The organism is Acidiphilium sp. JA12-A1 (assembly GCF_000724705.2).
GTDB classification, from domain to species: Bacteria; Pseudomonadota; Alphaproteobacteria; order Acetobacterales; family Acetobacteraceae; genus Acidiphilium; species Acidiphilium multivorum.
In genome coordinates this window covers 15644-29344 of sequence record NZ_JFHO01000004.1, presented here as the reverse complement: position 1 = coordinate 29344, position 13701 = coordinate 15644, and the positions used below count along the sequence as shown (strand labels likewise).

Sequence of the window (13701 nt, the reverse complement as noted above, 5' to 3'; positions counted from 1 at the left end):
GATATCGTGCTCCGAAAGACGAGACGCGCCCCGAAGACCGGAAGATTCAAGCTGCCGGCCCGGCTCAGAACCCTGCTCGGCGATGGCCGGGCGGTCGCCGCCGTCGAATTCGCGCTCGTCGCAGCTCCCTATTTCGCCTTGCTGTTCGCCATCATCGAGGCCGGGCTGATCTTCTTCACCCAGGAAGTGCTGCAGAACGCGACAAACGACACGGCACGCCTGATCATGACCGGGCAGGCGCAGTCATCCGGCATGACCGCGCAGCAATTCCTTCAGGACGTCTGCACCGACGGTGTGCCCCTGATCACCTGCGCCAATCTCAACGTCAACGTACAGACCTTCCCGTCCTTCAACGCCATCACGCAGGTCAATCCTCTGACAAGCGGCAACTTCAATACGTCATCGCTGAGTTACAGCCTTGGCGGCCCCGGGGACATCGTGATGGTTCAGGTCTTCTACCAGCTGCCGGTCATGGCCAGCCTGCTGAATTTCAGCTTCGCGACGATGAACGGCAACTATCGCCTGCTGCAGGCAACAGCGGTGTTCCGAAATGAACCCTACTGACGGCAAGAGCGGCGCATGCACATGCACATGGGCACGACGCATCCTGCGCCGTCTCGCCGCCGCGTCCCAACGCCGCCGCGCGGGTGTGGCGGCGGTCGAGTTCGCCCTCGTTCTGCCCGTGCTCCTGCTGTTCTTCTTCGCGACGACCGAGCTGGAACAGGCGGTGATCGTCAACCAGCTCGTCTCGCAAACGGGTTCGACCATCACCAACATCGTCTCGCAATACACCAGCATCAGCGCGAGCACGCAGCTTCCGGACATCTTCTCCGCCGCGTCGCAAATCCTCGCCCCCTACCCCGCATCGCCAGCCCAGATCGTCGTCAGCTGCATCTCGATCGACGATGATGGCGATGCCAGGGTCGCCTGGAGCGAAGCCTCGAACGCCACTGCGCTGCAACAAGGCCAGGCCGTCACCGTCCCGACCTCACTCGACGTGCCGAATACCAGCGTCATCCTCGGACAGGTCGATTACGCGTTCGAGCCGACGCTCGATTTTCTCAAGCTCGGCCCGTTCCATCTCCAGTCCTCCGTCTACATGCTGCCCCGTAATTCCTCGACGATCAGCTTGGTGCCGTAAACGACGCAGGGTCATCGCCTTCGGCGGGCAGATCCCGCAACTCATCAGGCCGTTCCCGGCGTCCGAAACGCCACCGCCGGCAACCGCGCTGGCATGGCACGGTCACGGCCGGAATGCGTGCCGCAGGCGGGACGACCCGCGGCACCCAGACCCACTCAGGACAGGTGATGCACCTCCTGCAGGCCATAGACGGGTGTTGGAATGCCGACCTGCCGCGCTTTCAGCTGGAGGGCGAGATACAGCGAGTAATGGCGTGACTGGTGGAGATTGCCGCCGTGGAACCAGAGGTTTTGCTGCTGCGTCGGCTTCCACATGTTGCGCTGCTCGCCTTCCCAGGGGCCGGGGTCCTTCGGCGTGTCGGAACCGAGGCCCCAGACCTTGCCGACCTTGTCGGCGACCTCCTGGCTGATCAGATCGGCGGCCCAGCCGTTCATCGAGCCATAGCCCGTGGCGTAGACGATGAGATCGGCCGGGAGTTCCTCGCCATCCGCCATCCTCACGCCGGTTTCGGTGATCTCGTCGACCCCGACGCCGCTCTTGAGCTTGATGCTGCCGTCGATCACCAGGTCACAGGCGCCGACATCGATATAATAGCCCGAGCCGCGGCGGAGATATTTCATGAACAGGCCTGAATCGTCCGCGCCGAAATCGAGCATGAAGCCGGCCTTTTCGAGGGCGGCATAGAAATCGGCGTCCTTTTCGCGGATCGCGTCATAAACCGGGATCTGGAACTCGTGCATGATCCGGTAGGGCAGCGATGCGAAGATCATGTCCGCCTTGCGGGTGGTCACGCCATTGGCGACCGCCCTCTCGGAATAGAGCTCGCCGAGGCCGATCTCCATCAGCGAATCCGAGCGGACGATATGCGTGCTGGAGCGCTGGACCATGGTGACGTCCGCACCATGCTCCCAGAGGGCGGCGCAGATGTCGTGCGCCGAGTTGTTGGCGCCGATGACCACGACCTTCTTGCCCGCATAGGCATCGGGCCCCGGGTGCCGGGAGCTGTGGTGCTGCTCGCCGCGGAAGCGGTCCATGCCCTTGAACTGCGGGATGTTCGGCTTGCCCGACATGCCGGTGGCGAGGACGAGTTGGGTCGGACGGAGCTCGATCTCCTCGCCATCGCGATCGACGACGACACGCCAGGTGCCGCTCGCTTCATCGAAGGCGGCGCTCTTCGCGGTGGTTCTGGTCCAGTAATTGATCTCCATGACCTTGGTGTACATTTCCAGCCAGTCGCCGATCTTGTCCTTCGGCGCGAAGACCGGCCAGTTGGCGGGGAAATCGATATAGGGCAGGTGGTCGTACCAGACCGGATCATGCAGGCAGAGCGACTTGTAGCGCTTGCGCCACTGGTCGCCCGGCCGGTCGTGCCTGTCGATCACGATGGCGGGCACGCCGAGCTGGCGCAGCCGCGCGCCAAGCGCGATGCCGCCCTGCCCGCCGCCGACGACGAGGACATAAGGCTGGGTTTCGTAGCCGAGCGTGCGGGCTTCCTCCTCGCGCCTTTCCTGCCAGCTCTGCCGGCCGCGGCGGACGCCGTGCTCGGCGCCCATGGGCCGGCGGATGCCCTTGGGCTCCTCGTGGCCCTTGAGTTCGGCGAGGGTGGTGAGCAGCGTCCAGGCCTTGCCGTCCTGCAGGCGGAGCAGCCCCTCCCCGCGGCCGATCTTCGTCTCGAAGGCGAGCCAGGCCTCGATGACGCCGTTGGACTCGGTCGGCGGCTCGGCGAGCGCGAAGCTGACCGGACGGACATTGTCGAGGGTCGCCGCCAGCATGTCGCGCACGCCGTCGGGCGTTTCGACGGTCCTGATGTTCCAGGTGAAGGCGATCAGGTCGCGCCAGAAGCTGACCGGCGCAAAGAGCCGGGCGGCGGCTTCGGCGTCACCGGCGTTCAATGCCCGGTTGAAACTGTCGAGCCACGCCTCGACCGCCTTCTGCGGCGCGGAGACGGTGATGGGCTTGTCGATCGTCATGTCGTTCATGGGTTGCGTTTCCCTTGCTGTTGTGACGCCGCGTCAGGCGGCGAGATCGATGAGAATCTTGATGTGCCTGCCGGAGGGATCGAGCAGCGCCTCGAACCCTTCGGCAACGGCATCGTCGAGCCGGATGCGGGCGGTGACGATCTTCGAGGCGGGCAGGATGCCGCTCGCGATCATGCGGATCACGCGCGGCCAGTAATGGGTCGGGTAGGCCCAGGCGCCCCGCAGGTCGACATCCTTGAACGTGACCTGGAACCAGTCGAGCGGATTGTCGTGCGGGTGAAGCCCGGTCTGGACCACCACGCCCTGCTTGCGCACCGCATCGAGGCAGGCTTTCAGCGCGTGCTCGTTCCCGACGCATTCGAGGGCGACGTCGCAGCCCGCCCCGCCCTCGGTCGCCGCACGGACGCGGGAGCCGACATCGTCGCGCTGCGGGTTGAGAACGACGATGTCGGGAAGGATGCTGCGGGCGAAGGCGAGCCGCGCGTCGTTGATGTCGGAGAGGAAGAGCGTCGTCGCGCCGGCGGCGCGGGCGGCAATCAGGGTGAGCAGGCCGATCGGCCCGGCGCCCGTCACCAGCACCGCGCTGCCCGCGCCGACGCCGCCGCGGTCGCAGGAATAGACGGCGACGGCGGCGGGCTCGACCAGGGCGGCCTCCTCGTCGCTCAGCGCGTCGGGAATCCTCTGCACGTTGTATTCGTGCAGCATCGCTTCCTCGGCCATGCCGCCCCAGGCCCAGCTGAGGCCGGCCAGCGCCAGCTGCGGGCTGAGGTGAAACAGGCCACGGTCGGCATAATAGTCGCCGGCGCGCGGCATGATCAGGGGCTGGACGGAGACGCGGTCGCCCGGCTTCACGCTGGAGACGCCCTCGCCGATCGCGGTGACGACACCGCCGAATTCGTGCCCGAGGATTTGCGGCCCCTGGGCGCCGGTGAAGGGATGCGGTGTGGTGGGGATGAAGATCGGCCCGTAGGCGTATTCGTGCAGGTCGGTGCCGCAGATGCCGACGAAGCGGTTGCGCACGAGGACCTGACCGGGTGGTGGCTTGCGGTCAGGTGCGGCGACGTCCTCGATCCGCAGATCGCGGGCGGCATGGAATCGTAGTGCTTTCACGTCGTTCCTCCTTGCAATCTTGGCGTTGCGAACGAGTGAAAAGCAAACGGCATGCCAGCCCGGATTCGGCGGAAATGCGCGGCCGGCCGGGCAGGATGGCGCCACAGTGTGGCGCCCCTGTGTGGCGTTCCGTGGCGCTCAGCGCTGCGGGCGGAGGCGGCCGGAGATGCCGAGGCGGCGCATCCGGCGGTGCAAGGTGGTACGGTCGCAGCCCAGGCGGCGGGCGAGAGCGGAAACATTGCCGCCACAGCCATCGAGCGCGGCGCGGAGCGAAGCGGCCGCATCGTCCTCCGTTCGAACGGAGACCGGGCCAAGACCGCCGGGAAGATCCGCAACGCGGATTTCGCCTTCCTCGCACAAGGCGGTCGCCACCGCGAGGACGTTGTCGAGTTCGCGCAGATTGCCCGGCCACCGGTGGGCGCGAAGCATGGCGGCGGCATCCGGCGCGAGACGGACCGGCCGCCCCTCGCGCTGCCGCGTCGCCAGCAGACGGGCGAGCAGCCAGTCGAAATCGCCGCGGCTGCGCAGCGGCGGGAGGCTGAGCGCGGCGACGTTCAGCCGATAGAAGAGATCCTCGCGGAAGCTCCCCGCGGCGACCAATGCGCGAAGGTCGCGATGCGAGGCCGAGATCAGCCGGAAGCCGACCTTGCGCGGGCGGGCGGCGCCGAGGGGCTGGACCGTGCGTTCGGCAAGGACGCGCAGCAGGCGGGTCTGCAGGGAGAGCGGCATGTCGCCAATCTCGTCGAGGAACAGCGTGCCGCCATCCGCCTCCTCGATCAGGCCGCGGCGGCCGCGCGGGGCCGCTCCGGTGAACGCGCCGGGAGCGTGGCCGAACAGCTCTGATTCGGCCAGGGTTTCCGGAATCGCAGCGCAGTTGACCGCGACGAAGGGGCCTTTCGCGCCGCTCGCCTCGTGAATTGCGCGGGCGAGATATTCCTTGCCGGTGCCGGTTTCGCCGTGGATCAGCACCGGCAGGTCGGTGCGGGCAAAGCGCGCGGCACGGTCCTGAAGCGCCTTGATCTCGGGCGTCTCGCCGCCGAGGCGGCGGAGGGCGGGCGGCAGGGTTTGCCGTGCTGCGCGCGGACGGGGCGGCGGCTCGATCGCATGGGCGAAGAGCATGTTGCCGTCACGGGCGCGGAGCACGCGCTCATGGGTTGGCCGGCCGCGCATCAGGGCGGGCAGATCGTCGATCGAGAGATCGAGGAAGCGGGAGATCGGCTGGCCGATCAACTGCTCGGGGCGGCGCCAGTCGCGCCCCGCGGCGCGGGCGAGCATGCGCGCCGCGCCGTGGGTGAGGCCGGCGATGCGGCCGGAATCATCGATCGCGATGCCGCCTTCGGGGTCGACGTCGAGAAACTCGGGAGAGAGGGCGAAACGCAGCACCCACTGGCGCCGGGTGCGTTCCATCAGGTTGGCGAGTTCGATGCGCCGCACGGTGGTGGTGACAAGGTGCCGGGCCAGGTTCTGGCTGGTCTTTTCCACGGGCGATTTGAGGAGCGAGATGTCGAGCACCGCGGAAAGCTGCCCCGCGGTATCGTAGATCGGCGCCGCCGTGCAGGAGAGCGGCGTGTGGGTCATGTCGAAATGGTCGGTCTGGTGGATCGTCAACGCCTCGCCGGTGGCGATGCAGGCACCGACGGCGCAGGTGCCGGCATGCGATTCGGCCCAGTCCGAGCCGAGATAGAGCCCTGCGCGGCGCAGATCGTCATCGTAGCGGGGATCGCCGAGATATTCGACGGTGACGCCAGCCCGGTCGGCGAGGAGCAGGACATAGGCCTGGTTCGCGACATTGCCATAAAGCCGCTCGAGGCCGGACCGGGCGATGGCGATCAGTCCCTCGGCCTGCTGGCGGTGCTCCTTCAGCCGTCCCTCGGGGAGGATGACGGCTTCGGCATTCACCGCAGGATCAAGGCGGTAGTCATCGAGGCAGCGGCGCCAGGACTGGATGACATAGGGGTCGCGCATGCTGGCATTGCCCTGCCAGACGGATTCGATCTCACGCACATGGTCGGCGATGGTCATGCTTCGACTTTTCAACGTTTCCCAAGGCATCATATGACAAAAACCGAATCCGCCTGCACGGAAATAGCACGAAATGTTCAACGTGCGGGGTCCGACGCGATCGGCCGCCTCCCGATCATCGGCGCTGAGGGCCCCGGAACCCGTTCGTCACCGGCGGCTACCGTAGCCCGCGAGATGGGTCACGAAGCGCGCGCCCGCCTCATCTGCCGGGTCCACGAAATGCACATCGTCCGGCGCGCGGCGTGGCGTGTCGACGGTCAGGAATATCGCGGGGGCGGCGCCTTCGACCGGCCGGATCGCATGCACGACGTGACGCAGGAACATCACCATCTGGCCCGCGCGAAGCCGGCGCGGCGGCTCGTCGGCCAGGCTGAAATCGGCCTCGCCATCCAGGAGCAGGAGGTGCTCGTCGCAATTCATGTGAAAATGCCTCGGCAATGGCCGATACAAACGAAAGACACGGGAACTAGCCGATTCACTGTCCGACAGATAGGCATCGACAATCACGGAATCCGCAGTGTCGGGAAATCTCGCCTTGATTTCGTCAAGATCGAAGAAATTATGAATGTCGTTGCCCATGATTATGTTCCAGACCTGCATTTGCATTGAATTCGTGCACGTCCGAACGGATCGTCCCGGCCCGTTCCGCTCTGCCGTGTCCGCACCGGATCTGGCCCGTCCCCGCCATCGTTCAAATGAAATCTTTTGATCCACCCTTTCGGTTGCGCAGATGAACGGCCACGGGAGCGCCCATGCACCACGGCGGACGACAAGGTGCCGCGCCGTTCACGACGCCGGGGGCGGACGCGCGGCTGACGATACCGGAGCACGGCAGGCCAACCCGGCCCCGGTGACCGCGCCTGGCATCCTCACCACGAGCACCGCTCCCGCGCACCGGGCCGGGTTCGCGGCCAGGTCTCGCCCGGAGCGGAACGGCGGATCATGGCTTGCGCGGTCCCGAGAGAGCGGCACCGCGCCCATTCAGGACATGCGCCCGTTCAGAAAGCCGAGCGCCGGCAGCGGCCGCCACCCGCGGGGCAATTGCGCGCGGCTCATCGAGCGGATCGTATAGCGCGGCACTGGCAGCTCGCAGCGTTGCAGAAAGCCGAGATAGGCCCGCACCTGCTGCTCGCGCCAGATCTGGTCAGCCTGGGCGCGGGTGTGGCTGGCATGAATGTCGGCGATCCGTACAACACGGCCGATGGTGGCGATAACGGCCCAGAGCCGATCATCGCCGCGCCCCGGATCCTTTTCATAAGGTCTGACGTTATCGGGCATTTGCCGGAAAACTTGGCATGGAGACACGGTGCCCGCAAGCCGGTTCTGCGCATCCGGCAGCGCCATGGCGCGGCCCGCCCGTCCGGCGCCGTCGAGCGGCTCGCCCGGGGCGTGACCAGGACGATCGTGTCCGGCGCACTCGCGACCACCTGAGCGGCGCCCTCGTCCAGACCGTATGCAGCGCCCGATCCTGTTGATGAATGAAGCAGGATCAGCAGACGGACCCGTGCGCCGTGTAGGAACGCACCACGCCGCCGACGATGGCGAAGGTCACGGTGCAGGTATTGTGATAGGTCTGGGGCGGAACGGCCGGGGGAATTCCGCCGATCGCCGGTCTCTGGTCCACGAAGAGCGGCCCGCCGACCCAGCCGGGGACCGAGTAGGTGATCGTCCGCTCGTAGCGATCATAGGTGATCCCGCCGCTTTCGGTGCGGCTGGCCGGCACGCCCAGCGCCGCCACCAGCGCCGATTCCGGCTTGCCGACATAGGCGCTCATCGTCCTGGCAAGGTGCGGCCCGGCGCATCCGGCGAGGCCGAGAGACCACAGCGCCATCAGACCCAGTCGCCAGCCATTCCTCACGCGCATCCCCTCACTCCCCGAGACGCTCCGGCCCATCCCTTCAAGATCGGCCGAAATCTTCCGCTTCCAAGGGGGGCGGCCGACATACCATCCCCGGTCGATGCGGCGCCCGCGCCGCTCGGGCCTACCGGTTCGCGGCGGCGCGGGCGATCTTGCCGAGGGCGGGGGGCGTCAGCGCGGGGCTGGCCAGCACATGGCGCAGGGCAGCAACGGTCGGCAGCCCGCCGCGCGGCGCCGTCACCACGACCACGAGTTGCGCATCCCGGGCCGCGAACAGGTCGTCCAGCATGTAGAGGCGGGTGACCAGCGAGCCGAGGGTAAGCCGGCCGTCGATCACGAGATCGCTCGCGGCCATGCGATGCCCGTTCTTGCTCACCGCGAGCTGCCAGTTCGGCGCGCCGGAACCCGTTGCCCGGATCAGCCCGAGATGCACTTCGCGCAGGTTGAACAGGCCGAGCCGGCGGCGCAGGTCGAAGATCGGCTCCGGCGCGGTGCCCGGCGGAAAGGCGACGATCGTCGCCCTGAACCCGTCGGGGTCGACGAAGTCGCGGCGGATGGCGCCGGCGGGCAGACCGCCGGAAGGGGTCGGAACCGCGCGCCATCCGGCCAGCCTGGCCGGCGGCACGACGACGGTCTGCCGCGCCTGCCGGTCCAGCGCGAAGGCGACGGCCGGCCCGGCGAGGCTGACCGCCAGCACGGCGAGGGCGGCAACCAGACTCGTGCCCCGCGCCGCCGGCGCCGGCGCGCCCGGCACCACCGCCGGCGGCGCGTGATCCTCGCGGAACGGCAGGCCGAGCAGGATGATCACGAACAGTACGATCGAGAAGAAGATGTAGCCGTACAGCACGTGATCGGTCGCGGCGGCCTTCGCACTGCCTTCGGCATAGCCGAGCCAGATGATGCCGAGCGCGCGGAACCCGTTCGCGATGACCGGCACGACGAGACAGACGGCAATGAACGCCAGCCGCCGCCCGGTGGAGCGGAAGATCACCAGCGCATACAGCACGGCGAAGGCGATGGCGGCGATCAGGAAGCGCAGCCCGGCGCAGGCCCGGGCGATGCGGAACGCGCCGGCGGCGATCTCGATCGTGGTGCCGTGCAGATAATGGGCGATCCCCAGCAGGCTCAGGCCGGCGGCGGCGAATTCGGCGGTGAAACGCTGGAGCGGCGCGACCAGGAAACTGCCGAACGGCACGAGGAAGACCAGGTACCAGAACGGCGCGCGAAAATGCCAGTAGACCGACCGGCCGAGCACGCCGAGCAGCAGGCATTGCAGGATCCCCATCGCGGCGAGCTGGCGGCCCTCCATGATGCCGAGGCGCTGGGCGACGAACCATGCCAGCGCGAAGGGCACCGCCAGCAGCGCCGCGCGCGGCTCGGCCGCAGGCTCAAGCGCGGCGAACCCGGCGCGGCGTTCCCACAGCAGATACAGCGCGATCGGCAGGATCAGGAAGCAATGATTATACGCCGTCGACGCCCACCAGACGCCATAGGCGGCCTCGGCCTCATGCGCGAAGACGATGCCGAACCCGACGATGCCGAGGGCAAGCGCCAGCCCGGCCCGGCGCCATGAAGCGCTCACGCGAGCACCCGGTCAAGTGCTGCGAGCGCGGTCGACCAGCCGTGATTCGCGATCACCGAAGCCCGCCCGGCCGCACCGAGCCCGGGCCACTCGCCCCGCAGGATCGCCCGCGCGCCGGAGAGCATCGCCGCCGCGTCATCGGCGACCAGCGCATCGCGCCCGGCGATCGCGGATATGCCGGTCAGGGCGGCGGTGGTGGTCAGCACGGGGCGGGCCATGGCCATGGCTTCGAGCACCTTGTTCTGGATGCCGCGGGCGATGCGCAGCGGCGCGACCGCCAGGGCGGCGTGACGGAGATAGGGGCGGATGTCGGGCACGTCGGGATGCACGTCGATGGATGGATGCGCCGCCAGCGCGCGGATCTGCGGCGCGGGATCGGCGCCGACGATGTGGAACACCGGCCCGGGCCGGTCCCGCGCCAGGTCGGGCATCACGCTCTGGGCGAACCACAGGCAGGCGTCGATGTTCGGCCGGTAGTCCATCGCGCCGGTGAACACGATGGCCGGCCGGTCGGGCGGATAGGGGTTGGGCCAGTCCTGCCCCGGATCGAAAAACCCGGTATCGACGCCGTTCGGCACCGCCTCGGTCCGCGCCCCGGTCTCCGGCGCCAGGGCGGTGAAGCGGTCGCGCTCGGCATCGGAAACCAGGAAGGTGCGGGTGAAGCGCGCCGTCGCGGCCCGTTCGAGGGCCAGCAGCGTGCGCGCCTCCCGCCGCCAGACCAGCGCGCGAAGGCCGCCGGACTCCGCGCCATAGGCGGCGAATTTCTCCGAATCGAGATCCACCATGTCGAACAGCGTCGGCAGCGCTTCGGCATCGTCGAGATACGGCGCCATCGCGCTGGAGAACACCAATGCGCGCTCGATCGGGTGGTTCCGGCGCGTCTGCCGCACCCAGGCGCGCAGCCGCCGGTCATGGAAATAGCCGACGCTGAGCGGCATCCCGGGCCGCAGCCGGGCGAGCGCGCGCAGCCGCGCCAGCCGCGGATCGAGCGGGATCGCCGCGACCGAGGCGAGGCCGGGCCGCAGCGTCTCGACATGCGCCATGTCCTCCTGCCGGTCGACGAAGCAGCCGAGATGGACGTCGTATTTCCGGCTGAGATGATCGAGCCAGCGGAAGGAGCGGATCTTGTCGCCCTTGTTCGGCGGATAGGGCAGCCGGTGGGCGAGAAACAGCAGATGCATCGCCCCTCACCCGAGGCCGCGGATGATCGCCGGGCCCAGCCGGTTCACCACCGGCCGCGGCAGGCGCTTCCAGAGCGCGATCATGGCGCGGTATTTCGGATTGAGCGGGTTGTTCTCCGGGATCGCGGCACCCGGCGCCAGCGCGAAGCAATAGGGCAGCGGCGCGGGCGCGAAGCCCCAGTTCTTCTTGAAGTCGAAGGCGCCGGTGCCGGCCTTGCTGCGGCCGAAATCGAACCCGCTCAGCCCCCGCTCCCGGGCGCGGCGCATCAGCGCCCAATACATGAAGTCGTGGCCGCCGACGCCCCGCGCCGCCGGCCCGCCGCCGGCGTAATAGGGCAGGATCTCGTCGCGGAACACGAAGGACAGCACGGCGCAGACCGGCCGGTCCTCGTGCCGCACGGTCAGGATCTCGACATCCCGGCCAAGACCTTCCAGCAGGGCGCGGACATAGCGGCGCGAGAAGACCGGCGTGCCGAGATGATGCACGCTCTCGGCATAGAGCGAAAAGAACGGCTCGACCGTGTGCTCGATCCGGCTGGTCAGCCCGCGCTCGATCGCCTTGCGCACCACGGCGCGCTGCTTGCGCGGGATCGCCTTCAGCAGGTCGTCCTCGCCCTCGGGCAGCGTCTTGCGGAAGGTGAAATAGAGCGGCTCGGGGGTGACGAAGCGCTGCGGGTCGAGGTCGAGCCCGCCCCGCGCGCGGAATTCGCACACCGGCGCGCCCAGCACGCGTTGCAGCGCCAGCGCCGCCTCGGCGAGGCCCTGCAGCGTCTCGGCATCCGCCGCCAGCGGGCCGCCATAGACGGCGAAGGGCAGCGAGACCAGCGAATGGCCGAACAGCAGCGTCTTCACCTCCATCAGCGGCAGCACGCCGCAGACCTGCCCGTCGCGCTCGGCGAGCAGGAAATGCGGCCGATGCCCGAAGCCGGTGGCGAGAATCCCGCCCCAGGCGAAGCGGTGAAAGAAGGTCGCGTCGGGATGGGTGTCGACGAACGCATCCCAGGCGGCGGCGTCGCGCGGTTCTGCGGGGCGGTAACGGAGCGTCATGTCAGCACGGGCGGGACGGGTCGAGAAGATCGGCATAGACCCGGTCCATCCGGTCCCAGGCGAAATCCTCCAGCAGGGCCGCGAAGCGCGTCTTCATCCGGCCGAGATTGACCCGGTGGCGAAACCGCGCGCTGAGCCGGGCATGGGGGATGTGCGGCTGCCCGGGGTCGAGTTCCCAGGGATGGGTGTAGAAGATCTGCGGCCGCCCTTCCCGCCGGTGCAGGTGCCGCACCGCGCCGCGATAGGCGGCATAGGGCAGCAGGCGGAAATAGCCGCCGCCGGCACAGGGCCAGTTGCGTCCGAAGCCGTGAACGGTGGTGAGCGGAATTTCCCAGAGCGACGATCCCGCCGGCCGGAACGGCACGCGCGCGGCATCCGGCGTGCCGTAGAGGTCGTGCTTCACCGGGAACAGGCTGGAGGTGTAGCGATGCCCGGTCTCCTCGAGGATCTCCCACGCCCAGGGCACGTGCGGCCCGATCGAGAAGGTCGGCGCCCGATAGCCGATCACCGCGACGCCGCCGGCATCCTCCAGCGCGGCGCGGGCGCGGGCGAGGTCGGCGCGGAAGGCCTCCGGCCCGATGCGGTCGACCAGCTGGTGCCCGTAGCCGTGGCTGGCCAGCTCGTGCCCGGCCGCGACGATGCGGCGGACCAGACCCCTGTGCCGCTCGGCCACCCAGCCGAGGGTGAAGAAGGTCGCGTGCACGCCGCGCGCGGCCAGCGCCTCGAGCATCCATTCCGTATTGGCCTCGACGCGCCGCGGCCAGCGCTCCCAGCTCTCGCGGTCGATCACGTCGGCGAAGGCCTGCACCTGGAAATAATCCTCGACATCGATGGTCATGGCCCCGGTCAGGCTCATCGGAAGAACTCCGGAGAGGCCGGCGCATCGTCGGGATCGAAGTCGGCCGGCTCGACCAGGCCGGTGCGCGACCGCGCGCGCGGGGCCGGCTCGGGCGGGCTGCCGGCGGTGAGGTCGCGCTCGAGCTCGTCGGCGATCCGCTTCGCCGCCGCCGCGCCGATATGCTGCTCGCCCTCCAGTGCGGCGTTGAACAGCAGCCGGGCGCAGAGGCGGTTGATGCGGCGCGGCACGCCGTTGGTGGCGGCATGGATCGCGGCGACCGCGCCCTCGTCGAACAGGTCGTCGCGCTCGCAGCCGGCCGCGGCGAGCCGGTGCCGGATATAGGCGGCGACATCGGCGGCCGGCAGCGGGTTCAGATGGTAGGAGGCGAGGACCCGCTGGCGCAGCTGTTCCATCTGCGGGCTGGCGAGCGTGCGGCGGAATTCCGGCTGGCCCAGCAGGATGACCTGCATCAGCGGGCGCGACCGGTCCGCGAGGTTGGAGAGCAGGCGCAGGATTTCCAGCGTCTGCGCCGGCAGGGCCTGCGCCTCGTCGATGACGATGACGGGGCGGCGCCCGCGGGCATGGTCGCCGCGCCAGCGCTCGCAGATCTGCCCGAGGAACTCGGCCTGGTCGGCGACGCGGGTGATGCCGAATTCCGCCCCGATCAGGCGGAGCAGCGACCAGCCGCTGACCGCCGGCGTCGTGATCACCGCGGGCCGGTAGGCGCTCGGGTTGAGGCGCGCGAGCAGGCGCTCCATCAGCGTGGTCTTGCCGGCGCCGACCTCGCCGGTGATCACCACGAAGCCATCCCCCTGGGAGAGGCCGAACAGCAGATGCGCCATCGCCCGGCCATGTTCGCCGCTCTCGAAGAAATAGCGCTCGTCCGGCGTCAGCCGGAACGGCATTTCCCGCAGGTTGAAATGGCTTCGAAGCAGATCCACGC

At 68.7% G+C, this 13701-nt stretch carries 13 protein-coding genes; 2 read left to right on the top strand and 11 right to left on the bottom strand.

Going from position 1 to position 13701, the window contains the following annotated elements; genetic code table 11:
- Positions 1–6 precede the first annotated feature (6 nt).
- Both RT91_RS00770 and RT91_RS00765 read left to right on the top strand, forming a co-directional pair.
- Positions 7–564 carry a TadE/TadG family type IV pilus assembly protein gene (locus RT91_RS00770; RefSeq protein ID WP_007423486.1) on the top strand — a complete coding sequence of 186 codons (558 nt, stop codon included), beginning with the start codon at positions 7–9 and terminating at the stop codon, positions 562–564.
- A complete protein-coding gene (locus tag RT91_RS00765; RefSeq protein ID WP_035185125.1) occupies positions 551–1141 on the top strand; it encodes a TadE/TadG family type IV pilus assembly protein in 591 nt (196 codons plus the stop codon). The genes RT91_RS00770 and RT91_RS00765 overlap by 14 nt, the downstream gene beginning before the upstream one ends.
- Before the next feature lie 155 nt (positions 1142–1296).
- Here the strand turns inward: RT91_RS00765 and RT91_RS00760 are convergent, their stop codons facing one another.
- The 11 genes from RT91_RS00760 to RT91_RS00710 all read right to left on the bottom strand — a co-directional run bounded on the left by RT91_RS00760 (position 1297) and on the right by RT91_RS00710 (position 13699).
- Positions 1297–3120, bottom strand: a complete 1824-nt coding sequence (locus RT91_RS00760; protein ID WP_013641142.1) for an NAD(P)/FAD-dependent oxidoreductase — start codon at positions 3118–3120, stop codon at positions 1297–1299.
- A gap of 33 nt (positions 3121–3153) precedes the next feature.
- On the bottom strand, positions 3154–4230 hold the full coding sequence (locus tag RT91_RS00755) for a 2,3-butanediol dehydrogenase (protein ID WP_013641141.1): 1077 nt from the start codon (positions 4228–4230) through the stop codon (positions 3154–3156).
- Positions 4231–4368: 138 nt separating this feature from the next.
- Complete coding sequence (locus tag RT91_RS00750; RefSeq protein WP_013641140.1) at positions 4369–6252, bottom strand: sigma-54-dependent Fis family transcriptional regulator; 1884 nt, start codon at positions 6250–6252, stop codon at positions 4369–4371.
- Between the two features lie 147 nt (positions 6253–6399).
- A complete protein-coding gene (locus tag RT91_RS00745) occupies positions 6400–6831 on the bottom strand; it encodes a cupin domain-containing protein (RefSeq protein WP_240314133.1) in 432 nt (143 codons plus the stop codon).
- Positions 6832–7233: 402 nt separating this feature from the next.
- A complete protein-coding gene (locus RT91_RS00740) occupies positions 7234–7596 on the bottom strand; it encodes a hypothetical protein (protein ID WP_012040451.1) in 363 nt (120 codons plus the stop codon).
- A 145-nt stretch (positions 7597–7741) separates the two neighbouring features.
- Positions 7742–8116, bottom strand: a complete 375-nt coding sequence (locus RT91_RS00735; protein WP_012040450.1) for a hypothetical protein — start codon at positions 8114–8116, stop codon at positions 7742–7744.
- Positions 8117–8234: 118 nt separating this feature from the next.
- Complete coding sequence (gene xrtA, locus RT91_RS00730) at positions 8235–9692, bottom strand: exosortase A (protein WP_035185119.1); 1458 nt, start codon at positions 9690–9692, stop codon at positions 8235–8237.
- A complete protein-coding gene (locus tag RT91_RS00725; protein ID WP_035185117.1) occupies positions 9689–10873 on the bottom strand; it encodes a TIGR03087 family PEP-CTERM/XrtA system glycosyltransferase in 1185 nt (394 codons plus the stop codon). Before RT91_RS00725 ends, xrtA begins: the two co-directional genes overlap by 4 nt.
- A gap of 6 nt (positions 10874–10879) precedes the next feature.
- Complete coding sequence (locus RT91_RS00720; protein WP_408735328.1) at positions 10880–11956, bottom strand: FemAB family XrtA/PEP-CTERM system-associated protein; 1077 nt, start codon at positions 11954–11956, stop codon at positions 10880–10882.
- A complete protein-coding gene (locus RT91_RS00715) occupies positions 11922–12776 on the bottom strand; it encodes an XrtA system polysaccharide deacetylase (RefSeq protein ID WP_013641135.1) in 855 nt (284 codons plus the stop codon). The genes RT91_RS00720 and RT91_RS00715 overlap by 35 nt, the downstream gene beginning before the upstream one ends.
- Positions 12773–13699: an ExeA family protein gene (locus RT91_RS00710; protein WP_035185111.1), complete on the bottom strand. Its 927-nt coding sequence runs from the start codon at positions 13697–13699 to the stop codon at positions 12773–12775. Before RT91_RS00710 ends, RT91_RS00715 begins: the two co-directional genes overlap by 4 nt.
- Positions 13700–13701 lie beyond the last annotated feature (2 nt).

Bases quoted from the DNA above. Each gene is read 5' to 3' on its own strand.
- RT91_RS00760 (WP_013641142.1), bottom strand. From the start codon at position 3,120: ATGAACGACATGACGATCGACAAGCCCATCACCGTCTCCGCGCCGCAG.
- RT91_RS00765 (WP_035185125.1), top strand. From the start codon at position 551: ATGAACCCTACTGACGGCAAGAGCGGCGCATGCACATGCACATGGGCA.
- RT91_RS00740 (WP_012040451.1), bottom strand. From the start codon at position 7,596: ATGGCGCTGCCGGATGCGCAGAACCGGCTTGCGGGCACCGTGTCTCCA.
- RT91_RS00750 (WP_013641140.1), bottom strand. From the start codon at position 6,252: ATGACCATCGCCGACCATGTGCGTGAGATCGAATCCGTCTGGCAGGGC.
- RT91_RS00720 (WP_408735328.1), bottom strand. From the start codon at position 11,956: ATGCCGATCTTCTCGACCCGTCCCGCCCGTGCTGACATGACGCTCCGT.
- RT91_RS00715 (WP_013641135.1), bottom strand. From the start codon at position 12,776: ATGAGCCTGACCGGGGCCATGACCATCGATGTCGAGGATTATTTCCAG.
- RT91_RS00725 (WP_035185117.1), bottom strand. From the start codon at position 10,873: ATGCATCTGCTGTTTCTCGCCCACCGGCTGCCCTATCCGCCGAACAAG.
- RT91_RS00735 (WP_012040450.1), bottom strand. From the start codon at position 8,116: ATGCGCGTGAGGAATGGCTGGCGACTGGGTCTGATGGCGCTGTGGTCT.
- RT91_RS00745 (WP_240314133.1), bottom strand. From the start codon at position 6,831: ATGGGCAACGACATTCATAATTTCTTCGATCTTGACGAAATCAAGGCG.